At 65.9% G+C, this 22231-nt stretch carries 23 protein-coding genes; 11 read left to right on the top strand and 12 right to left on the bottom strand.

The features are described from left to right. Positions 1-125: 125 nt before the first annotated feature. Positions 126-530, bottom strand: coding sequence for a hypothetical protein (locus tag ACFXHA_RS05235; protein ID WP_379353112.1), 405 nt, complete (start codon positions 528-530; stop codon positions 126-128). Between the two features lie 389 nt (positions 531-919). Then, positions 920-1273 (bottom strand): hypothetical protein, encoded by a 354-nt coding sequence (locus tag ACFXHA_RS05230; RefSeq protein WP_379353110.1) that lies wholly within the window; start codon positions 1271-1273, stop codon positions 920-922. Positions 1274-1291: 18 nt separating this feature from the next. On the opposite strand from ACFXHA_RS05230, the gene ACFXHA_RS05225 reads away from it, so the two are divergent. Both ACFXHA_RS05225 and ACFXHA_RS05220 read left to right on the top strand, forming a co-directional pair. Continuing rightward, a complete protein-coding gene (locus ACFXHA_RS05225) occupies positions 1292-2362 on the top strand; it encodes a hypothetical protein (RefSeq protein ID WP_379353109.1) in 1071 nt (356 codons plus the stop codon). A 182-nt stretch (positions 2363-2544) separates the two neighbouring features. Next, positions 2545-3087, top strand: coding sequence for a hypothetical protein (locus ACFXHA_RS05220; RefSeq protein ID WP_379353107.1), 543 nt, complete (start codon positions 2545-2547; stop codon positions 3085-3087). Between the two features lie 326 nt (positions 3088-3413). On the opposite strand, the gene ACFXHA_RS05215 is transcribed toward ACFXHA_RS05220, so the two are convergent. Both ACFXHA_RS05215 and ACFXHA_RS05210 read right to left on the bottom strand, forming a co-directional pair. Next, entirely contained in the window at positions 3414-4043 is a 630-nt protein-coding gene (locus ACFXHA_RS05215; protein WP_379353105.1) for a LysE family translocator, read from the bottom strand. Positions 4044-4169: 126 nt separating this feature from the next. Further along, positions 4170-5135 carry an amidohydrolase family protein gene (locus tag ACFXHA_RS05210; protein WP_379353104.1) on the bottom strand — a complete coding sequence of 322 codons (966 nt, stop codon included), beginning with the start codon at positions 5133-5135 and terminating at the stop codon, positions 4170-4172. Between the two features lie 55 nt (positions 5136-5190). Here ACFXHA_RS05210 and ACFXHA_RS05205 point away from each other — a divergent pair, with 55 nt between their 5' ends. Next, positions 5191-5637, top strand: coding sequence for a MarR family winged helix-turn-helix transcriptional regulator (locus ACFXHA_RS05205; protein ID WP_379353102.1), 447 nt, complete (start codon positions 5191-5193; stop codon positions 5635-5637). A 586-nt stretch (positions 5638-6223) separates the two neighbouring features. Here the strand turns inward: ACFXHA_RS05205 and ACFXHA_RS05200 are convergent. Next, positions 6224-7762, bottom strand: a complete 1539-nt coding sequence (locus ACFXHA_RS05200; RefSeq protein WP_379353100.1) for an FAD-dependent oxidoreductase — start codon at positions 7760-7762, stop codon at positions 6224-6226. Between the two features lie 80 nt (positions 7763-7842). Here ACFXHA_RS05200 and ACFXHA_RS05195 point away from each other — a divergent pair, with 80 nt between their 5' ends. The 4 genes from ACFXHA_RS05195 to ACFXHA_RS05180 all read left to right on the top strand — a co-directional run bounded on the left by ACFXHA_RS05195 (position 7843) and on the right by ACFXHA_RS05180 (position 13729). Then, a complete protein-coding gene (locus ACFXHA_RS05195) occupies positions 7843-8484 on the top strand; it encodes a TetR/AcrR family transcriptional regulator (RefSeq protein ID WP_379353098.1) in 642 nt (213 codons plus the stop codon). Positions 8485-8954: 470 nt separating this feature from the next. Then, entirely contained in the window at positions 8955-9749 is a 795-nt protein-coding gene (locus tag ACFXHA_RS05190) for a MerR family transcriptional regulator (RefSeq protein WP_379353467.1), read from the top strand. 5 nt (positions 9750-9754) lie between these two features. Then, on the top strand, positions 9755-10456 hold the full coding sequence (locus ACFXHA_RS05185) for a hypothetical protein (RefSeq protein ID WP_379353096.1): 702 nt from the start codon (positions 9755-9757) through the stop codon (positions 10454-10456). A 195-nt stretch (positions 10457-10651) separates the two neighbouring features. Continuing rightward, positions 10652-13729 (top strand): BTAD domain-containing putative transcriptional regulator, encoded by a 3078-nt coding sequence (locus tag ACFXHA_RS05180; protein WP_379353094.1) that lies wholly within the window; start codon positions 10652-10654, stop codon positions 13727-13729. Between the two features lie 9 nt (positions 13730-13738). Here the strand turns inward: ACFXHA_RS05180 and ACFXHA_RS05175 are convergent, their stop codons facing one another. From ACFXHA_RS05175 to ACFXHA_RS05155, 5 genes are read right to left on the bottom strand one after another with little or no spacing between them, the layout of a single operon-like run. Continuing rightward, positions 13739-14626: a hypothetical protein gene (locus tag ACFXHA_RS05175; protein WP_379353092.1), complete on the bottom strand. Its 888-nt coding sequence runs from the start codon at positions 14624-14626 to the stop codon at positions 13739-13741. Between the two features lie 4 nt (positions 14627-14630). Continuing rightward, positions 14631-14981 (bottom strand): hypothetical protein, encoded by a 351-nt coding sequence (locus ACFXHA_RS05170; RefSeq protein WP_379353090.1) that lies wholly within the window; start codon positions 14979-14981, stop codon positions 14631-14633. 11 nt (positions 14982-14992) lie between these two features. Continuing rightward, positions 14993-15382 carry a TM2 domain-containing protein gene (locus tag ACFXHA_RS05165; RefSeq protein ID WP_379353088.1) on the bottom strand — a complete coding sequence of 130 codons (390 nt, stop codon included), beginning with the start codon at positions 15380-15382 and terminating at the stop codon, positions 14993-14995. A gap of 16 nt (positions 15383-15398) precedes the next feature. Next, positions 15399-15701 carry a DUF4333 domain-containing protein gene (locus ACFXHA_RS05160; protein ID WP_379353086.1) on the bottom strand — a complete coding sequence of 101 codons (303 nt, stop codon included), beginning with the start codon at positions 15699-15701 and terminating at the stop codon, positions 15399-15401. A 20-nt stretch (positions 15702-15721) separates the two neighbouring features. Further along, a complete protein-coding gene (locus ACFXHA_RS05155; RefSeq protein ID WP_379353084.1) occupies positions 15722-16447 on the bottom strand; it encodes an LpqN/LpqT family lipoprotein in 726 nt (241 codons plus the stop codon). A gap of 195 nt (positions 16448-16642) precedes the next feature. Here ACFXHA_RS05155 and ACFXHA_RS05150 point away from each other — a divergent pair, with 195 nt between their 5' ends. After that, positions 16643-17977: a neutral zinc metallopeptidase gene (locus ACFXHA_RS05150; protein WP_379353082.1), complete on the top strand. Its 1335-nt coding sequence runs from the start codon at positions 16643-16645 to the stop codon at positions 17975-17977. A gap of 276 nt (positions 17978-18253) precedes the next feature. Further along, positions 18254-18493, top strand: coding sequence for a hypothetical protein (locus ACFXHA_RS05145; protein WP_379353081.1), 240 nt, complete (start codon positions 18254-18256; stop codon positions 18491-18493). A 152-nt stretch (positions 18494-18645) separates the two neighbouring features. Here the strand turns inward: ACFXHA_RS05145 and ACFXHA_RS05140 are convergent, their stop codons facing one another. Continuing rightward, positions 18646-19227 carry a TetR/AcrR family transcriptional regulator gene (locus ACFXHA_RS05140; RefSeq protein ID WP_379353079.1) on the bottom strand — a complete coding sequence of 194 codons (582 nt, stop codon included), beginning with the start codon at positions 19225-19227 and terminating at the stop codon, positions 18646-18648. 159 nt (positions 19228-19386) lie between these two features. On the opposite strand from ACFXHA_RS05140, the gene ACFXHA_RS05135 reads away from it, so the two are divergent. Continuing rightward, positions 19387-20553 (top strand): serine hydrolase domain-containing protein, encoded by a 1167-nt coding sequence (locus tag ACFXHA_RS05135; RefSeq protein WP_379353077.1) that lies wholly within the window; start codon positions 19387-19389, stop codon positions 20551-20553. Between the two features lie 404 nt (positions 20554-20957). Here ACFXHA_RS05135 and ACFXHA_RS05130 read toward each other — a convergent pair whose 3' ends face one another. After that, entirely contained in the window at positions 20958-21344 is a 387-nt protein-coding gene (locus tag ACFXHA_RS05130) for a winged helix-turn-helix transcriptional regulator (RefSeq protein ID WP_379353075.1), read from the bottom strand. A gap of 153 nt (positions 21345-21497) precedes the next feature. Between ACFXHA_RS05130 and ACFXHA_RS05125 the strand changes: the two genes are divergently transcribed. After that, positions 21498-22226 (top strand): alpha/beta fold hydrolase, encoded by a 729-nt coding sequence (locus ACFXHA_RS05125; RefSeq protein ID WP_379353073.1) that lies wholly within the window; start codon positions 21498-21500, stop codon positions 22224-22226. The last annotated feature ends 5 nt before the right edge of the window (positions 22227-22231 follow it).

The following is a 22231-nucleotide window of genomic DNA, read 5'->3' as shown; positions in this document are numbered from 1 at the left end:
CCACCAGATGAATGTCCTAGCGGCCTCGAATCGCCACCGCTGGTTGATTTTCCACAGCGCCGCGCTGGCCGGTTCGGTCAGCGCGGTATGCGGCAGATTAGTGCGTTCGACTGGAAGGTCAGCTGCTACCAGATGAGCACGCCCCCGCCCACGCCCAACGCTCGGCCAGCTGCGATCTCGATATTCGCCAAGCGGTCCAAGATTCCGAGCGCGTGACCTGCGAAAAATGCCTCGTCGGGATCCCGTGGATCGACCTCCACCAGCCACCTACGCACCATTCGGCATTCCCTCAGAAGCTCTGGGATCTCATCGGGCATGACGATGAGGGCCGCGCGCGGCCTCGAGAGATCGGCCAGGACCGGAAACAACCGCGCATCCAGCGAACGCATAGTCTCCGAGCCCCACACCTCGGTTCGCCAGCTTTCGAAACCCGCAGAGATGTCGACACCCTCCGGGGTATCGAGCACCTCGCCGACGCCATCCCAGCTGCCGTCGGCGCTTAGCAGGAAGGTACGGACAGTCAAACTCACCCGGATACACAACCACACCTGGAGACGGTCCTGACCTCACCACGCGGACCTATGTGCGGACACGGCGACGGCCCCCGAGATGACCAGGGACCGTTGATGTTCAGGTACGTCGCCCGACCCTCGCGGACCGAACGACCAGCGGCAATGTCGGATGTTCAGTGCTGCCGTGGCGAAGCTTCGCTCTCTACGATCGGAATGTGCGAAACCTCTTCGATCTCCGGCGTTCTCGGATGGCGGCAGCTGCATGACGCGCCACACGTCTACGTCCTGCCCGGTCCAGGGTTCGCCGACGTGGCAGCCAGCGATCGACGTGATCGGGCTGTCCGATTTCTGCGTCAGTCGAGCCCGCCTGTCCCAAGGTGATCCGGCTCAAGAGGGGGTGGCCTGATTCAGGCGAAGCCCACGCAGCCGCTGTTTGCTATGGCAAGAATCGTCACCACGACTGCGACGGCGACCAGGACCAGCGTCATCCGAGTGCGGCGTAGCACGGCGGCCACGATGAAGGGAGCAATCCAGACAAGTCCGACGATGATGGCCCCGGTGGCATGGTCGGCTGTCTTGGGGCTCGTCCATGTCGCCCTAACGTCGCAGCCAGCGGAAAGAGCGTTGATCGTGATGAGGACCAGGCCGGCGAAGCCCCACACGATGGCAATCGCGACAGCGGCGATCGCTTTCAGAGCCCGTTTCCAGCCGAGCCGCCACCGAGCGGGTTGAGTAGTCGTCATATCAGCGTCGGCTGTCATCGCATTCTCGGGCTAGTCATGAGCACATCATCCACGAGCGCAAGCAGCGTCCTGCGGGTGCTGGCGATGATCATGGGAAGCACACACCACGCGGCAGTAGCGGATGTTGTATTCCACAACGGTTCTCATGGTCTGTGCATGTCAGAATCGACCGATACGGTGTCTGCCATGGTGAACGCGTACTACCACATGCAGCTGTCGGTAACGCTTCGCGCGGAGGTACCTGAGAATGAGATCGCCGAGCTGCGTTGGCATCTAGGGTCGGGGCCGCGGCCACAGTCGTTGCTCGCGCTGTCGGACGAAGTGAATGTCTTCCTACGGGGTCCGGCGTATCGCCGAGGCAGTGACCCCGATCTGATGGTTGATCTCTCATCGGGCGTGGACGGCAAGCTGGTGCTGACCGCCTGGCAGGAGCCGGCCCCGGACGAGGTCGATCGCCTCGAGGCACTGTTCTGCTGGCTGGCAGCCAGGGCCGACGCCACCGCTTCGAACGACAACGGATCGGTATGTGTTGGCAGGCTACGGTTCTCCGATGAGCCGGAATGGACAAACACCATCGTGGTCCGATCCGGCGACAGGGTCGCTTATCCACGTATTCCTGGTCCACCGGCATCGAAACTGCTGCCGGATGGCGATTCCGAAGTGACGACCTGGGACGACTTCGCTGCCCGGCTCTCGGTGACATTGATGCGGCTGTGTGAGGGCGAGTGCATCACTCTCGATACCGACGGAGAAGGCTTCGTCCAATTCCTCGGCTGGTCAAGTGATGAGGTCATCGGCCATGTCTCCCTCGGGAAGGATCCGCTCCGCCTGCCGGACGGTGAGGCGGCGATGAGGGAATTGGGTTGGCACGAACCCGATAACCTGTTCGACTGGCATCGACGCATACAGCGCCCGGTCAGCGGTGACGAATACCAGGGCGCTGCCGCAGCAACCGTGTCAGCACTGCGGGGTGTGCTCGATGTGCGATCTCCGCAGCAACTCGCGCTTTCTTCGTTCAGCAACAATTTCGGTGAGGAACCCGACGTGTCCGCAATGGGGATGACACCCACCCCACGTCAGGTCGAGGGGTACCCGCATGCGGATTGAAATGCTTTGGAATCGGCCGCGCGGCATGTCGGCCGACCCAGAACGGCGCGCCTCGTTGATCTTCGGCCGCACTCGCTCGCCGGTTCCGTCAGCGCGACCAGCGGCAAAATAGTGCGTTCGATTCGGGAGGGAGATCAGGCTCTGCAGTGGCCGGTCTCGGTGCTCGTCGTTACGGTGCCCGGGTGAGCATCTGTATCAGCTTCGCCTTGGCCGAGGTGTCGAAGATCGAGGCTGCGGCCGGGTCTTGTGACGACGAACTGTTCGACCGCATCGTTGACGAGAATCGCGAAGACCTCGAAGCCGACCTCGCGGAACGCGAACCCGAAGAACTCAGCGAGCTGGAAGCCCTGCGCAGGTTGATTTTCGATGATTACACCGGCAACGACTGGAACAACACCTTCAATCACGCGTTCTGCACGCTGGCTTCAGGATTCGATTGCCGCTGGCTGGAGGACATCGATGTCGAGTGGGTCAAGTCGTTGGGTGACGAACTGGCAGCGCTGAACATCGACGCCGCCCGGCCCGAATGGTTCACCGAGGGCTGCCACTGGTCCCATGAAGACTGTCGGCGAGTGTGGCAGCAATGGGAAGCAGTCACCCCCGATCAGCGAGCCAGCCTCACACCTGAAGCAGCCAAGCAGATCGGCCTCTGGATGGGTTGGGTCGAAGAGGCAGTCTCCACAACAACTCTCGGGATCTTCGGAGTTTTCTTCGCAGAAGGCTGATCTCGACCAACACCGACCGGCACACCGCATCAGGATCACGCAAATCCGCGGTCGCTGCCTCGAACCACAGGTTCCTCACCATTCCCGATCGCGCGCCTCGCGGCATTTCCGGACACTCACACCCGCTCATGCATCACCAGAATGCACTGGGGTACAAGTCTTCTCGATGTTTACGTACCGGAATGCATGCTCGTCGAGCATCCGGGACTCGGCATTTCAGTGTGTTCGGCTGGCCCCAGATCGGCTCGGCCCGTTGGTCTTCGATCTCCTCGCGCTGGCTGGTTCGGTCAGCGTGGCACAGCCGTAGGTGAGATCAGCGTGCGGAACTACTCGTTACTGATGGCCAGCTTCACCCCGAACCCGACCACGACGGTCCCCGTAATCGCGTCCGTCGCACGCCGGACGCTGTCGCGGTTCAACCACGTCTTGGCGAAGCTTGCAGCGCAAATGATCACGGTGAACCACAGCATGCCCTCGAGGTTGTGAACCATCGCGAGCGTGCAGCCCATCAGCAGGTGAGGTACCCCGTCCGGTAGGAACTGAGGCAGCATGGCCACATAGAAGACTCCGATCTTCGGATTCAGCAGATTGGTGCCCAGCCCACGCGCCCATGCCCCGCCCAGGGTCCGCGGCGAGTCGTCCGCTGCGGCCGCGAAGATCGTCGCCGGACGCCGGAATGCCGCACGCACCATGCCGATACCCATCCACGCCAGGTAGATTGCGCCCGCAATCCGCAATCCGGTGTAGGCCACCTCCGACGCAGTCAGCAGTACCGACACCCCTAGCGCGGCGGCGGCACCCCAAACCAAAGTGCCGCAACCTATTCCGATGGAAGTCGCGAAGGCGCAGCGGCGACTACTGCTCAACGCCGCACGCAAGACCAGGGCGGTATCCAGACCCGGCACGAGGGTGAGCAACCCAGCGACCGCGGCGAACGACAGCACAGCGTGCAACATCATCTCAGGCTAGGCGTGAAGTCACCGTCATCGGCGGCTACTCGAGACTGGTGTGGACCGGGTCCCGGCCAGGATTCGGTTCAGGTGCCCGGTGGGATGCTCCTCATATTCGGCTGCCCGCCGTTGCTATTGCGACGTGGTCGGGCCCGCGGCCGGGGCAGCCGCGCGGGCGGCCGCGTTCGGGAACAGGCCGGCGAAGGTGGCGCTGAGTTGCTGTTGCGCGGCGCGGTCGAGGGTGGTGCGGAGGTTTTCCGACGTCGCGGCGATAGTCGCGGCTCCTGCCGGTGGATAGTCGGTTCCGAACACCAGGTGGTCCACGCCCACCATCTCGAGGGCGGGAACGATGTCGGCGGGCCCTCCGCCGATCGCGGTGTCCAGATAGAGGCTGCGGAGTTGTTCGGTCAATTGCCCGGAGGTCAACTCCAGCGGGTTGGCGACCCAGGACTCACCTGCGAGCAGGGCGATGCGGTTCTGCAGCGCCGGGAGTACGCCTCCGGCGTGGGCGAGGACGAACCGGAGGTTCGGGTATCGCAGCAGCACTCCGGCGAAGATGGCGTCGACGATGGTGCGGGCAGTGTCCATCGGGTACTCGATCAGCGGGCCGGGTCGGCCGAGCCCGAATCGGTCGAAGCCCGGTGGCAGCGCGGGGTGCACGAACACTGGCAGCCGATGTCGGTTGAGTTCGGCGAACATCGCGTCGAAACGGCTGTTGCCGAAATACACGCCACCGTAATTGGTCGCGAGAGCGAACCCGTCGGCGTGCAGATGTTCGATCGCATACCGGATTTCGGCGATGGCACGGTCGGGCTCGGACATCGGTAGTGCCGCCAGCAGCCCGAATCGATCGCGATGGGCCGCCACGAGACCGGCGGCATACTCGTTCCACCTCCTTGCCGGTTCCGCATCCAGTGCGCCCGGCATCGACAGCAATTGCAATCCGATGCCCTGCTCGTCCATGAAGCGCAGCGCCCCCTCGACACTCCAACCGGCGCCCGGGACGCTGCCGGCGAAACCTTCGTCCTTCATCAGGGCCTGGGATGCGGCATCGGTTCCCGACATGACCGCATGCGCATGCACATCGAATCGTTGCATGATCACTCCAATACTTTGCACTTGTTAATTATTGACACCTGATAACATACTCCGCATGGTGACGGATGGACCGGTGCTCGATTTCCTCGAGGTGCTGTATCGGGTGAATCGGCTGATCGTCGACGACGCCCGCCAGCACATTGCCGAGGTCTCGGATCTGGACGTAAGCGAGTTCATGGTGCTGCGCGCCGCCTCCCAGGCAGCGATCTCACCGGCGGAACTGACGCAGCAACTGAGCACTCACCCGAGCGCGACCAGCCGCACCATCACCCGCCTCGTGCGCGCCGGCCTGCTACAGCGCTCTAGCGCCGCGGCCGATGCGCGGCGCTTGACGGTGACCCCGACCGACGAGGGACGGCGGATCGCCGAGCTGATCGCAGGGCGTATTCGACCGGAGCTGCGTCGGCGTCTCGATTCCATTGGGCCGCAACGCGTCACCGAACTACTCGACACACTGCACGCCTTCCTCGGCGACCACCCACCGGAGCCGTCCGGGCGGTGACTCGAAGGTGACCTTCTGCCGCGATTCACTGCAACGGCTGCGCACCCGCACCCGTCAACTCCTGCTGGGCCTTCCGGATGTCGGATCAGGCCACGAGAACGAGTAAGGCGGGTATTCCCTTGCAGTGCAAGGGAATACCCGCCATCAGGTGTTAGGGCCCGGGGGCCGGTCGCTTACTTCCGGTTGCGGTGTTCGGCGATTTCGCGTGCGCGGAAGTCCATGTTGTTGCGGTCGTGGAAGATCGCGAACACTCCTGCTGTCGCAATGCCCGCGAGAACGAGCGTTGTCATGAGGTACCGCCCTTCGTCGTTCGGAGAAACAGTGGACCAATCGCGAGCGTAGGATTCCGGGCCGCAGCAGGGCAATGCGTTGGGACCGACGGCACAGTCGTCTGTGATCGACTCACATCCGGGGCCGAATGTGATCTGCGCCTAACCGGTCATCGAGGCGTCCTCCGGATCTCAGCGCATCGCCTGTAGGAGAGCCGCCGAGTTTCGATCAGCGCGATCAGCGGCAGAGTAGTGCGTTGCAGCCACTGGGAAGCGGTTTGTGCGAGGTAGAGCGAGTTGTCCGCAACTCGGCTGAGTTAAGAGCGTAGCGAGGCGAGATACTTTGTGACGGCGTCGATGTCACCGGTGTCGGAGATCAGCCCGATGTAGCCGTCGGGGCGGATCAGGACGAGTGTTCTGTCGGAGGGGTGATAGGCGGCTGCGAGATTGCCTGCCGTGTCGGTGATCTCGTCGCCGTCGGGCGACTCGGCGACGAGGTGGAGCATCCGAGGCGCGGTTCCCGGGAATGTCGTGGACAGTCGAGGGCCGAAGTTGAGCAGGGTGAACCGTCCTCGGCCGATCAGATCGAACAGGCGGTGGACTCCGTCGGCGGTGGTCAGGCCGGTCGCGTCGGGTGCGCGGTCGCCGGCGCGAAGGTCCGCCCGTTCGTCGCGGTCGTCGGCGGCCAGGGTGGATCCGCGGTAGCCCACGTCGAGTTGGATCGTGCTCGCGTCCCGGACGATCGGGATCACGTTGGTCCGAACGGTTTCGGCCAGGCGGGCGTTCGACAGCTCGAGGACGTGCGCGGCGACGGGGCGACGCTCGGCCTCGTAGGAGTCGAGCAGGGTGAGCGGGGCACCGTCGTTCACGACGGCGGCGAACTTCCAGGCGAGATTGTGTGCGTCCTGGGTTCCGGTGTTCATACCCTGCCCTCCGGCAGGTGAGTGGATGTGCGCCGCGTCACCGGCCAGGAACGCATTGCCCACGCGATAGTGGTCGACCAGCCGGATGTTGGCGCGCCACACCGAGATCCACTCGGGTTCATGCAGGCGGATGTCGGTGCGGCCGGTCCTCTCGTCGAGGGTCGCCTGCAGGTCGGCGAGGCCGAGCCGCGGCTCCTCGCCCGGGGCGAGGCTGGCGGCGTACTGGAACACATCCGTCGAGGGCAGCGGGCACAGATTCAGGAATCCGGTCGAGTGCCGCCAGATCTGCCACGCGTCACGACTCGCGCCGGACACCGGAAGATCCGCCACCACCATGCGGATGTCCTCGCGCGTCTCGCCGACGAAGGCGACCCCGGCCTGTTTGCGGACAGCGCTGTGTCCGCCGTCGGTGCCGACAATCCAGCGCGCGGTGACGGTCGCGGCCGTGCCGCCGGTGACGATCTCGGCGGTGATGCCGTCACCGGCCTGCGTGTAGCCGACCAGTGTGGTGTCGAATTCGACAGCGCCCCCGAGCTTTTCGAGCCGAAGGCGCAGCGCTTCCTCGACTCGCCACTGCGGCGTGATCAGGCTCGCCGGGTACGGGATGTCCGGCCGATTCGCCAGTGACTCGGGGATCGCGCCACCGTAGGTCACCCGGCCGTCGGGATCGGTCGAGGTCATCGGCATGGCCATCCGGCCGTTCGCGATCACCTGCTCGGCGATGCCGAGGTCTTCGAAGATCTCCAGGGTGCGCGGTTGCACGCCCTTGCCGCGCGAGCCTCGATGTGGACCGGGCTCGGCCTCGATCAGGCGGAATGGAATACCGCTGCGCGCCAACTCGACGGCCAGCGTCAACCCCGTCGGTCCGGCGCCGACGATCAAGACGGTGGTGGAATCCGCTCCGGCGGAAGCGGTGCGCTGTGGTTCGTTCATCGCATCTCCCAAGAAAGCAAAACCTTTCTTGCAGGCTAGCTCTCGTTGCGGAGAAAGGCAAACCTTTCTAAGGTGGGACGGTGGCCGCATCGAAGACGAACCCCGCGCAGTCGGCGAACCGGCGGCACGGTGTGGCGCTCGAGGCCGCGATCCTCGACGCCGGGTGGGACGAGCTGGTCGAGACCGGCTACGCACGCCTGACCATGGGTTCCGTCGCCAAGCGTGCCCACACCAGCGAGCCGGTGCTCTATCGCCGCTGGGCAAACAAGGACGAGCTCGTGCTCGCCGTTTTCGACCGTTATCGGCAGCTGCATCCGGTCGCCGTGCCGGACACCGGCGATCTGCGTGAGGATCTGATCGGCTACCTGACCGCACTCAGCGACTCCTTCGCCGGGTTCTACGCCATCGCGGTGGCCGCGTCCTTCTCGGGACTGCTCGCTGCGACCGGCCTGTCACCCGCGCAGATCCGCGAACGAGCCATGGGTGATCAGGCACCGCCACAGCACCGAACTATTTACCGGCAGGCGGCGGCCCGCGGCGAACTCGACCTCGAACGCGTTCCCCCCGCGGTACTCGCCCTGCCGTTCGACCTCGTGCGCCACGACCTGCTCATGGATCTCGAACCCCTCGACGTCGAACGCATCCGGTCGATCGTCGATCAGACATTCCTGCCCCTGGTGCGGCTCCACTGCGAGATCTCGGCTGGAGCCGCGACACCGTAGGGCGGGGTGCTGGTCTATTACGCCGTGGGTGTGAGCGCGACTCTGCCGAATGCCTCGCCGGATTCCATCTTCTGGTGCGCTAGGACCGCCTTGTCCAGGGAAATCGACTCGTGCACAACAGCGTTGAGCTCACAGCGGCCCGCGGCGGTGAACAGTTCGGCGATCGCGGCGTGTCGGTCGGACAGTGGTACGGTGTCAGCGCTGAAGGTCGCGAACGATGTCGATTTCCGGAATCCCGCGAGGGTGGCGTGGTGGTGCGCGCTGATGACGAGTTCTCTGTGGGAGCGCCTAACCGGAGGAATCAGCGGTCGATCTCCGACAACAGGCTCGCCACCGAAGCCCCCCGTGCCCCGGGCTCGAACCGCTACGACTCGCGATGACCAGTTGCCTGGTCGGCCATCAGCCGGCCGTTCACGGTCGCATGCCTGGAGCTTGACATTGTCGTAGCGACAAGGTTTCTACTGGTGGCTATGCGGATCAAGGAACTTGCTGACGCGGTCGGGATCACCACTCGCGCTGTGCGGCACTATCACCGGATCGGGTTGCTGCCCGAACCCGCGCGTCGAACCAACGGTTATCGGCGGTATTCGCTGCGTGATGCGGTGGAACTCGCCCGGATTCGGCGCCTCTGCGAACTGGGGTTGAGTCTGGATGAGGTGCGCGACGTTCTGGCCGACGATGCCGGTAAGGACCTGGTCGAGGTGTTCGGCGAACTCGATGCGGACTTGGCGCGCCAAGAGGAGTCGATCCGGCAGCGGCGCGCACGTCTGGCGCAATTGCTGCGGCAGGCGAAGGAAGACGGCACGCTGTCGGCCGAGGCGCCGGTTTCTCCCACGCTCGCCGCGCTGTTCCATGACATGTCGCAGGCCGCAGCACGCCGTCCGGGCCCGGAATCGGCCATGGCGGGCAAGGAACGGGAACTGCTGGCGATACTCGAGACCGGCGATGATCGCGGGTGGCTCGATGGCTTGGTTCAGGCGATGAGCTCGGATCCCACTGCGATCGCGCGGTCCTACGAGATATACGCGCGGCTCGACGACCTGGCGGAAGCGACTCGAGACGATCCTCGGGTGGAGGAGTTGGCCCACGCCATCGTCGCGGGTATGCCCGCCGCCCTGCTCGAGGCAGCGAAAGTCGCTGGCGGGCAACAGACGACCACGACGGACGAGGGCGGGTTCGTCGAGGCACTGTTCGCAGATCTCGCACCGGCACAAGCCGCGGCCATACGCCGCGCTGTCCAGTTGACACAGGCGCCGATCCGATGACGAGAATGCGGACAGCCCTGCTGGCCATGGACTACCGCCGTCACCGGCGTCTGGAGCTGTCCCGGCGCCGTGCTGCTGCCGCTGCCGTCGCGGATCTTGTTCCCGGGATGGTCGGCAAGCTTGTTGCCCACGAATGGCGATTGCTCATCAGCGTTGCGCGCTGGGTGACTCGACGTGGGCCCCACGGTGTGCGGGCAGGCGATACGGCGGTCCCGTACGCGTCCGGTCAAGCAGCCATCATGTACGGCTTCCTCGTGGTCGCTGTCGTCGAGACAGTGGCGCTCGCCGTCCTCATTCCCTGGCCGCTGATCCACGCGATCGTGCTCGTGCTCGACGTGTGGGGCGTGTTCTTCGTTCTCGCCGTGCAGCTTTCCTGTGTCCAACGTCCGCACGTCATCGGTGCCGACGGCTCGCTGCGGCTGCGCTACGGAGCACTGCTCGACATCCGTGTCTCCGCCCGCCACATCGCCACTGCCCGCCTCGAACGTCGATACCCTGACAGCAAGATCGCCGCTGTGGACGCTCATGGGCGAGCCGACATTCCCGTCGCGAGCCAGACCACCGTCACCGTGGAACTGACCGAACCGATCGAATTCACCAGGCCCCTGGGCAAACCCGCGCGGGCGAGGGCCTTCCGCTTCTACGCCGAGGACCCCGGCGCCGCCCTCGCCGCGCTCCGCGCCCACGCCGCCGTCGACCGAACGTAAGTTCGCGACGGCTTACGGCGAATCTGTCAGTGAATCGGTCATTTTGGGCAAATCTCTTCTTCCGTCGCACGTCGCAGAGCTGCGGGTGCACCGCCCTTACCGACGCAAGTATGCGGTGGGCGGTTTAGAGTTTGCTGGATAGAGCAGGGTTGCAAGCGGGCTCGGGACCGCTCCGCTGAACGAAACGGTGTGTAGGTGGAGTACTTTCTCTTCGGGCCGATGCGCGTGCGGGCCGGGGGCGCGGAGATTGCGCTGGGCGGGCCGAAGCAGCGGGCGGTACTGGCGATGTTGCTGCTGGCACGGGGCGGGGTAGTTCGATTCGATCAGCTGTCCGATGGGCTTTGGGGCGAACACCCGCCGGCGAAGGCGCCGGCGTCGCTGCGCGCCTATGTGGCGAATCTGCGGCGCCTGCTCGATCCCGGCGATGCCGCCGGGCCGCAGTTGACTGTGCGTTCGTCGGGCTATCAGCTCGACATCGGCGACGAGTTCGTCGACATCCACCGGTTCGAGGAACTGGTCGGATCCGGACGGCGTGCGCTGGACGGTGGTGATGCCCGTACCGCCGACGAGGTGTTGACCCGCGCGGCACGGCTGTGGACCGGGAACCCCCTCGTGGAGTTCGCCGGATGGTCCTTCGCCGATCCGGTGATCGAACGTTGGGCGGGGTTGCGCAGGGCGGCGGTGGAGGCCGGTTTCGATGCGGCGCTGAGTGTGGGCCGGTTCGCGGAGGTGATACCTGCGATCGAGGTGGCGATCACGGAATCGCCTGTGCACGAACGGTTGTGGGTACAGCTGATGACCGCGCTGGCCCGATCCGGGCGGCGCGCCGAGGCCCTGCAAGCCTATGATCGGGTCCGCGAGGTCCTGGACCATGAGCTGGGGATCGGGCCCGGCGACGAGTTGCGGCGGCTGTTCCGGGAATTGTGCGAAGACGGTGCGGAAGTGGCCACGGATCCACCGATCATCCTCGGGCAGGCGCGGCCGTCGCCACCGCGGCCGAACCTGATCGGCAGAACCGCGGAGCTGACCTGGCTGGCCGAGATAGCGGAGACGGCCCGGCAAGGCCGCGGTGGTCTGATGGTGCTGACCGGCGAGAGCGGCATCGGCAAGACGACTCTCGCCACGACGATGACCGATCACGCCCGTGGTCTGGGCACCACCGTCGCCTGGGCGACTCACCCCGACGGCGTCCAGAAGCCGTTGCTGTGGGGTTGGATTCAACTGTTGCGCGAATTGGGCGAGCACCTCGGTGCCGCGCCGCGCGCGGCCGCCTGCGGCGCGGCGCCGGAACTGATCACCCTGGTGCCCGAATGGCCGGAATGGGCTGGGTCGTCGACCGTGCCCCGGCAGTTCGACTCGCAGTTCGCGGTTGTCGACGGAATCGTCCGTGCGGTCCGGGAATTCGCGGGTGCGGGGCCGCTGCTGCTGGTGCTCGATGACGCGCACCGTGCCGACCGCGCGACGTTCGAGGTGCTGGGTCTGCTCGCCGACCGTCTGCATCGGCTACCGGTACTGGTCCTGGTGGCCTGGCCGACCGGAGTGCCCGCGGCCGTGCACGAGGAGCATCGGCGGCTGACCGAACGCACCGACATCTCGACGATCGACCTCGGCGGCTTGGACGACGAGGCGGTCGCCGCACTGGTCGCGCACCATTCGGGCGCCCGGCCCGGCGCTCCGGTCGTGCGGGCGATCCAGCGCCGCTGCGGCGGAAATCCGTTCTTCGTCCGTGAAGTCGTCCGACTGATGGCAACCCGCGGACCGCTCGACGGGCACGACCCGGCATGGGACGCGGATGCGGTGCCGCACGCGGTGACCGGGGTCATCCGCCGACGCATGGCGGGGCTGGATCCGGAGACCCGGACGGTGCTGAGCACCGCGGCCGTACTCGGCGCCGAGTTCGACGTGGCGACCGTCGCCGAAGTGCGGGAGCTGTCCACCATGATCGTCCGCGGCTGCCTGGAGATCGCCCGGCAGGCGGGCATGATCGACGAATCCGCCGGGCGGCCGGGCTGGTTCAGGTTCACCCACGGCCTGACCCGCGACTGCGTCACCGCCCAGTTGACCTCGGGCGAGCGGGCCGCTCTGCACGCGGCGATCGCCGTCGCCGGGGCGGATGCCGCCGGGCATCGCTCCTATGAGGCGGCGATCGCGACCGCCGATCATGCGTGGCGAGCCGGTGAGGTCTTGGAAGTGGCGGCGGCGCTGGCGATCACCGATGCCGCGATGGCCGCCGCGGCCGATCGGTCGGCCTACGCCGACATCGAGATCCTGGCACAGCACGCACTGCAAATATGCAGCCGATTACCTTGGGAGCCGGCCCGATTCGACCGCGAGACCACGCTGTGGCTGCGACTTGCCACGGTCTGGCAGGTGCTCAAGGGACTCGGCCATGCCGATACCCGGATGGCGATCGATCGCGCGATGGAACCCGGTGGGCAACCGGGCGGGAACCAGATCCTGGTCATCGCCATGCAGGTCGGGCTCATCACCACGCAGGGGCGCTATCGGGAAGCCGCGGTCATCGTGGAGGGACTCGTCGAACGGTATGCCACCGGCGAGGATCGGACGGCCGGCTGGTTCGGTCATTACACGCGTGCGGTGATCCGCTGCATGCGTGGGGATTTCGAGGCCTCGATGACCGATATCGACCTCGTGCTCGCGATGCCACCGCTCCCTGGAGCGGGTCGGCTCATTCCCCGGGTGGACGTACGGCTGTACTCGACCGCGGCGCTGATCTTCGCGCTGCGCGGCGACAAGGATCGGGCGTGGCGGGTGGCGCACGAAGGCATCGCGGTCGGCGTGGACTCCGGTGACCTGTACAGCACCGCCATCGTGCGGCTGACACTGTTGTGGATCAATGCGATTCACGGTGTCGTCGCGGGAACCGCCCAGCTGGCGGACGAATTCGCCACCGAGATGTCGGAGCTGACCTTGGCCCAGATGGCGGCCGCCGCGCGGCTGATCGGCGCCTGGGCGCGGGCGCTCGGGCCGGATCGCCTCGACACCGCCGATGACGCGCACGCCGCCTACGAGGTCTGCACAGCGGACGGCACCCGGATCATGGCGCCGCTGTATCTGTTGCTGCTCACCGACATCGAGGTCACGCGCGGGAATCGGAATGCCGCACGCGAACTGCTGCACCGCGCGGAACTGCAGATCGACGCGTCCGGTGAACACGTCTGGGATCCGCTGGTGTCGGAGCGCTTGCGCAGTCTCGGGGAACGGTCGGCGGCACCGCATCACATCGACGGCCGCCGCGACCGTGGGGCGTGAACGTCACGTTCAGTCCGCGTTGACGACGACCAGCCTCCGGCGGACTCGTTCGGGCATCGTGGAGAATCCCTTGTAGTAGATCCGGGCGATCAGCGACCATTCCAGCGACGAGTGCACCGCGGCCGCCGAAGGGGCGGCATCCGCGGGAACGGGCACCTCGAACGGTATGCGCACCGGAGTACGCGCGGCCATGGGAATGCGCATACCGAGTTTGACGATCGGCGCGGTCTGCGACTCACCCCCGCCCGGATTTCGCTCGAGCGGATGCGACAGCCGCTTGCGCTCCAGATACACCGCGATGTCGGCGTCGGGCCGATCGGCGGTCGGAATGACCGTCAGCAGGCCCGTCACCGGCTCGCCCGCCCGCACCACCGCGGAATCGACCGCGATCTCGATCTCGGAGGCGTCGCCGATCATCCGTTCGACAGCGGGTGGCGGTTGGTCCGCTTTACCGGCCACGACCTGAAAGACGCAGTGCGCGTCCATATTTCGCCGAGATCGGATCAGGCGTGCGTGACACTCCCAGCGGGCCAAGGCCGGCGACGACGCGGGCGACCAGGAAGGAATGCGGATCTCCTGATCAAAGGCCCGGAATAGACCTTCCGGCACCGGAATCGGCACGCTGAGCGCCGAAACCCAATCCGAGGTGTTGCGTTCTCCGCCGTAGTTGGTGCCCACCTCGCCCAACAACGACAACGTATCCGAGACCGCCCCGGCCGCCGAATCTGCGCGACCGGCCCACCGATAGGAATAGAAGTTGGTGTAGCCCAACTCTATTCGCGCGTCGTCCACTCGGTCGATCGGCCCATCCGCGACGACCCGGACGGTGATCGTGTCGCCGGGGCGGACGACGCCCGGGCTCACCTCGCAGCGGATCGGATTTCGACGCCAGAGCATGGATTCACTTCCGTTGGCTGGCCGCGTACGCCGCGGGATCGGACTTCTTCATGTGGTTTCGCACCGGCCACAACAGCAGCCAGAACGTCCAGTACAACGCTCCGAACGTGAGACCGGAAGCGATCACCACGAACACCCATGCGGGATAGATCAGGATCAAGCAGAACTGGAGGAACTGCTTGATGACGATCGGATATTCCTCGGCCTGCGACAGCAGAAACCGAGGACTCGCCGCCGCCCGGAACTGTTCGAACAGCGAAGTCTTCGCCTCTGCATCCTGTTGGGCCGCACTGACATCGCGACCCCGCTCTTGCCGGGTCCGGCCGCGTGGCGGCGGGGGTGGCTCGGTCGACACGATCGCTCCTCTCAGTTGTCGCGGAGCGGACGGCCCTGCGTGTCGGGCACCTTGCCGGTCAACATCATGACGCCGTCGATCAGGGGCCAGAGTCCACCGATTCCGCAGGTGAGCCAGGTGACCGCGATCTGGGCGACGCCGATCCGGGTGTAGCCCAGATAGAACCGGCCGACACCGAAGCTGCCCAGCAGAATTCCGAGCAGGCCCGCGACGAGTTTCGTCTTGTCCGAATACGGTTGTCCCTGCAGGTCACGTCCGTAGGGCGCCGCCGGATCGGCGCCGTGCGGGGGAACCGTTGCGGGCGGGCCGTACTGGGGCGCTCCGTACTGCGGAGGCTGGGGCTGCTGTCCGCCCGGCTGGATCATGCCCGGATCAGCTTGGGGTTCATAGGGATTGGTCATTTCAGGTCTCCTGAGGTCAGTTCTTCGGGTTGTCGTCGACTTTGATGTCGAACTTCGTGTGGTCACCGTCGACGCTGGTGACCGTCACGTGTACGTCGTAGCTGCTGCCCTGGTCGGTGAGCGTGCAGGTCAGAGTGGCGTCCTTGCGGGCGGGCAGGTTGTCCGGGCATTCGACCTTCTCGGGCTTGCGGCCGACCTGATCGGCCAGCTTGCCGCTGATCTCGTTCGCGACATCCTTCTTGTCGACGGAGCGGTCCGTGGAACAACCCGCCAAGGCGAGCGCCACGAGAGCGAGCGCAGCGGTCATGGAGCGAGACATCGGGTTTCGCCTCTCGTTGCTCACGCCGTGATCGCGATCTGCTTGTCGATGTCCTCGATCGCGGCCTGCAGTACGTCGGCCTGCTGTTGCGAACCGGTGGCGTTGAGTTGCAGCACGAACAGTCCACTGCGGCCGGAGATGACGACGGTCTCCTGCGCGGACACCACCTCGACGCCGTTGAGGTTGTAGGTTCCCGCGATGCGGTAGGCCGGGAACCCGGAGACGACGGCCGTCACGCCGCCGTTGCCGACCTGGCCGTATCCCGGCAGGTTCTTCACCTCACCACCGGCGTAGTCGATGAGCTTCTGCGGGTCGGCTTTTCCGTCGAGCCGTGACAACAACGCGATGATGTTCGGGGTGTACGCGGCGGCATCCTCGGGCCCGGTGTAAACAATGGCGCCGAGCGCGTAGTCGGGAGTGTCGTCGCCCGCGCTGACCCATCCGGTGGGATAGGGAAGCACCACCTGCGGCACACCGGTGTCGCCGTTGTGTACGGCGGTTTCGACGATGTTCTGATCGGTGATGTAATCGGCGATCGTTTTATTCGGGCCCGCAGCCGCTTTCGCCGTTGTCTGCGGCGCCAACTTGCTCTTGGAGGTCACCGCCGTCGTGGTGGTCGTCGACTTCGCGGAGGTCGTCGAGGCGGGCGTCGCGGTGTCCTTGCTGCTGGAACACCCCGTCAATGTCACGGCGATCGCCAATGCCGCGACCGCGGTCGTCATGGCGGCACGCTGCTGATTCCTCATGGTTCTGTTCCCTCAATGCGTTCGGAGTGTTCGAGCGAGAAAACGCTAAGCGGGCACGATTGGAAATCCGTTGGAGCGAAATTGGAAACGGATCCAATTCGACTCCAAAGAGGTTTCGTTAGATTCCCGCCGTATTTTCCGATTCCGATCGAAGGATGAGTCATGGCCCGGTCGCCAATTTCAGGAAGCTTGGCCATGTGCGTGGCCGCTACACTCGCACTGGCGGCCACGGCCTGCGGCGCCGGTTCGCAGTCCACCACCACAACGACGCCGGCAGCGCCGACCGCCACGATCCATGGCGACGCCGCGGACCCGGTGAACAAGATTGCCGCACAGGCGGTTGCGGATCTGCAGCGATACTGGGCCGACCAGTTCCCGAAGGTATACGGCGGCGACTACAAGCCGGTAACCGGCGGATTCTATGCCGTACGGCCATCGACCGGGCCGCTGCCACCGTGTGCCGCCGCAGCGGCCGACATCGCCGGAAACGCCTTCTACTGCCCGACGGCGGACGTGGTGGCGTGGGACGCCGAGGGACTGCTGCCGAATCTGCGAAAGAAATACGGCGACTTCGTGATTCCGGTCGTACTGGCCCACGAATGGGGGCATGCGATCCAGGCGCGGGCACAGTTCTCCGGTATCACCGTGACCAAGGAGATCCAGGCCGACTGCTTCGCCGGTGCCTGGGTCGCCGACGTCGCCGCGGGCCACAGCTCGTTCACGGTGAGCGCCGGGGACATCGACCAGGCACTCGCCGGATTCCTTTCCCTGCGTGACGAACCCGGCACCGACAAGACCGATGCCTCCGCGCACGGCAGCGGGTTCGACCGGGTCAACTCGTTCCAAACCGGGTTCGACGGCGGGCCCACCGCCTGCAAGGCCTACAAGGACGGCGACCCGGCGGTGATCGAGCTGCCGTTCCGGTCGGCCCAGGACGCGGCCGACGGAGGCAACGCGCCATACGAGCAGGTGCTGTCGCTGGCCCCCGTCGATCTCGAGGACTACTGGCACGCGCTGTATCCCGAATTGACCGGTAAGCCCTGGCACTCGCTCCGCCAGGTCCAGGGCTTCGATCCACGCAATCCACCGGCGTGCGGCGGCTCGCCGACCAAGGGATACAGCCTGTTCTATTGCGTCCCTGACGATTACATCGGCTACGACGGCGTCGATGCCATGCCGCAGTTCTACACCGACGGCGGAGACTTCGCGGTCGCGACCCTGCTGGCCACTCAATACGGTTTCGCCGCCGAAAGCCGAGCGGGGGACAACACCGACAACAAGACCGCGTCACTGCGCGCGGACTGTTTCGCCGGCGGCTGGAGCGCCAGTGTCCTCCTGGAAAACCGCCCGACCAGCACAATCCGAATGTCTCCCGGCGACCTGGACAAGGCCCTGACCGCGCTCCTGGTATTCCACGGCGACGGCGATGCCGACCGCCAGGGCACGGGCTACCAGCGAGTCGAGGCCTTCCGCACCGGCCTACTCAACGGCGCAAACGCCTGCACCACTCCAGATCTCGCAACGAAGTAAGGAGTACACCCCTCACCACGTCCGCGCGAACCACCGAAAACCCGGTGGCAGGATCGGATCCCGGGTAGGATGTTTCGCTGGCCTCAGATCGGCTCAGCCGGTTGATCTTCGGCCCACCCGCGATGGCTGGCTCGGTCAGTGCGGTCGGCGGTATAGCGGATGTCGGCCGCTCGGGATCAGCGCGCGGAACTACTCGTTGCTGATGGCCAGCTTCACCCCGAACCCGACCACGACGGTCCCCGTGATCGCGTCCATTTGGCGAAGCTTGCGCCGCAAATGATCACCCGCCTCGTGCGCGCCGACCTGCTGCAGCGCTCCAGCGCCGCGGCCGATGCGCGGCGTTTGACGGTGACCCCGACCGATGAAGGACGGAGGATCGCCGAGTTGATCGCAGGGCGTATTCGACCGGAGCTGCGTCGGCGTCTCGATTCCATTGGGCCGCAACGCGTCACCGAACTACTCGACACACTGCACGCCTTCCTCGGCGACCACCCACCGGAGCCGTCCGGGCGGTGACCCGACGATCTAGGGCGTGTCTGCTCAACGTTCAGGGCTGTCGGCTCGGCGACGAGCTACGCGGTCGCCACAGTCCACCGAGCACGACTTCGAAAATCACTGAAGACGACTTCGAAACCTGACAACCCGGTCAACTGTCACGCGAACACGGTTCACGGTCGTACAGTGCCGGGCTCACGGGCGGGCAGGCCACGCAACAGCGTGTCGAGGAACAGGTCGAATCTCGGTACAGCGGCGCCGAGGTGAAGGGGATTCTCGGTTGCCGCCAGCCACCCGACGAGACAGGTCATGAAGATCTGCCAGCTGTGCTCGGCCATCTCGTCGGTGACGCCGGACCGGCGGAGAACGGCGCCGACCCCACCTTTGAGCCGGTCGAGGGCGTGCGCGTTGTGCTCGTGTGGCCGGGACAGGCGCGTGGCATAGCCGGGCAGGGCAAGGAATTCGTCGTGCATCGCCCACGCGAGCCGGGCAAGCCAGGCTCGCCATTCCAGGTCCCCGGCATCGGCCCGCAGCAGGATTCGCTCGACGACGACCTCGCTGAGGAGATCGAAGAGCTCGTCGCGGTTCTTGACCCACCGGTAGAGCGCGCTGTGGCCGACGCCGAGGCGAGCCGCGAGCTCGCGCATGGTCAGCGTGTCGATGTTGTCGGCCAGCGACACCGCTTCGACGATCTTGTCCCGGCTGATTTGGGCGGGACGGCCCGGACGTCGCCGCTCGGCCACTTCGTCGGTCATGAATCAGACGATAGCCAGGACGCGGCACCGTCGTGGGCCGCCTTGTGTGACAAACGTCGGCAACAGCAGCCTCGCCACTATTAGTGACCAATGGTCACTAATCGGTTAGGCTTGGTCGTGCTCGACAGATCGGCCGTCACCGAGACAGCAGGAGGCACCATGAGAGAACCAACCGAGGACACGGTCGGCATCCAAGGCGCGGTCGCGCCGGGATTCGAGGCTGTGCGCGAGCAGTTCGCCGCGCTGCTGGCCGCGGAGGGCAGCGAATTCGACGTCCAAGTGGCGGCCTATCACCGCGGGGAAAAGGTGGTCGACCTGTGGGCCGGGCCGGATACGAGCGCCGACTCGATCATGGGGATCTATTCGGCGAGCAAGGGAGTCGCCCACCTGGTGGTGGCGCTGCTGGTCCAGGACGGCGTGATGGACCTGGACCAGAAGGTAAGCCACTACTGGCCTCGATTCGCGGTCGAGGGCAAACAGGACCTCCTGGTGCGCGAATTGCTCGCCCACCAGGCCGGTCTGGTCGGTGCCACGCACGGGTTCGCGATGGAGGAACTTGCCGACGACCAACTCGTGGCCGAGCGGCTAGGCGCGCAGCGCCCGTTCTGGCGACCAGGCAGGGCCACTGGATACCACGCGTTGGTGATGGCCGCGCTGAGCGCAGAACTCGTGCGCCGCGCCACCGGCCGCACCGTCCAGGAACACTTCGCCACACGACTCCAGGCTCCGCTGAAGCTCGACCTGCACCTGGGCCTGCCCGCGAGCCAGGACGACCGGTTCCTCAGCGCGCAACCGATGACCGCGACCCCGGAACGGCTGCGCGAACTCGCCGCGACCGCGGCCTCCCCGGACAGTCTCAGCGGCATCGCCTTCAACCACCACCATCCGCGCAACCGGGAGGTGTGGGAACTGCCCAACATTGCGGTCGTCCGCTCCCGCGGACCAGCGTCGTTCGGGGGCATCGGCACCGCCCGCAGCCTCGCCAAGCTGTACTCGGCGCTCGTGTCACCGGTCGACGGCGTCGACCCACTGCTCGAACCGGCCACCGCGTCGTCGTTCGGCCAGATCCAGTCCAACGGCTTCGACTTGGTCCTGCAACAGCCCAAGGCATGGGCAGTCGGATTCCACGCGTCGTCGGAGACCTACCCGGTCCTCGGTGCCGGCGCGTTCGGCCACAGCGGAGCAGGCGGACAACAGGCGTTGGTCGACCCACGCTACGAGCTGTCCTACGCCTTCCTCCGCCGCCGCTTCCTGCTCCCCCGTCAAGCCGATGCCGACCACCTGGGACTGCTGAGTGCGCTGGTCACTGCCGCGCGACAGGCCTGATCGCTCGCGCCGGCCGAGGACATCTCCCAGCGGATCGACATGCTCACCCTGGCGACCCACCGCATCATCAGCGGCGACGCCCCGCGGACACAGCGCCCGGCCCCGGCTGACATCGATCGGTGCGTGTGGTCATTGCCGCCGAGCCGGAACACCGGTGATCGTCGCCGCGGCACCGAACGCCATTGCCGCGCAGGCCACTTCGGCCGCACGCGCCATCCGGCGGGTCGCCTGGCATTGCCGGAATGCCAAGCGCCCCACACACTTCGGAAAGGATGCAGACTGTGGCTTCGATCACCCGCGGACTGGAATTCCGCCAGGTCCAGGAACGAGCCGGTGATCCCGAGCAACCGGCCGCATCGACAGGTCGCGACGACGTGTTCTTAATCAGGGCGTCCGCCGTGAGGCTAGGTGCCGGGTTCGGTGCGGGTGTCGAATTGTGCACGGGCGGCGTCGATGTCGGGCACGTGCGCGATGCTCCACTCCAGCAGCGGCAATGTCGCGGTGCGCAGGCTCGTGCCCATCGGGGTGAGTGCGTAGCTGACGTGGGGCGGCATGACGCTGCGCACGGTGCGGGTCAGGATGCCGTCGCGTTCGAGGGTGCGCAGGGTGACGGTGAGCATGCGTTGACTGATGCCGTCGATATCGCGTTTGAGTTCGGTGAAGCGACGAGATCCCTGGCTGAGGTGGCGTACGACCAACAGTGACCATTTGTCGCCCACGATGTCGAGGACCTCCCGGGTCCGGCACGCGTCGGCGGCGCTGGGCGGCAAGTCGCCGGGCTCGACGTTCATGGTTACCTCCGGGGAACCGAGGCACACGAATGTGCCGTATTGCCCGATTCGGATCGAGCGCACCACACTGGCTGTGGTTCCTGAAGTGTACCGAGGCATCAAAAGTAACCAGCTCGGCTGGGGTACCTCGGCGCAGATCGACAAGGGGTGAACATGTCTGTATTTCTGCTGGTCCACGGCGCTTGGCACAGTGGCCGATGCTGGGATCGAGTGGTCCCGCTGTTGGAGGCGGCCGGGCATCGGGTGTACGCGCCCTCGCTGAGCGGCTACGGCGACAAGGCGCATCTGCTCGGACCCGACGTGGGCCTGGACACCCACGTCGCCGACATCGTCGAGCTGATCAAGGACGAGGACCTCACCGACGTCGTGCTGGTGGGACACAGCTATGCGGGCCTGGTCATCTCCTCGGTGGCCAACGCGATTCCGCAACGGATCGCGCACCTGGTCTATCTCGACGCGATGGTCCCGCGCGACGGCGAGACCGCCATCGATATCCAACCCTTCACTCAGCAGTTGATCGACGCCGCCGCCGACACCGGCATCGACTGGCGCATCCCGCCGCTGCCCGAACTCTCGGCGCCGTTGGGCCTGTTCGGAGTCACCGACCCGGCCGATACCGCGTGGCTGCGCACGATGCTGTCGGATCATCCGGTGCGCTGCCTGCAGCAACCGGTCCACCTCGACAACCCGGCCGCAGATGCCGTGGCGCGCACGCACATCCACTGCGTCGGCGCGAAACCACAGGGCATCGCTTGTCGGCCGGTCGCGGCGATCCAGCCCAACGGTTCTCCCGCACGGGTCCGGGAGTTGCCGACCGGGCACGACTGCATGATCACCATGCCTGTCGAACTCGGCGAACTGCTCCTGGAAGCCGCCCGCTAGCACGC

It is taken from the genome of Nocardia sp. NPDC059240 (assembly GCF_042753865.1).
Taxonomy (GTDB): Bacteria; Actinomycetota; Actinomycetes; order Mycobacteriales; family Mycobacteriaceae; genus Nocardia.
This window is presented reverse-complemented; position numbering and strand designations above follow the sequence as displayed.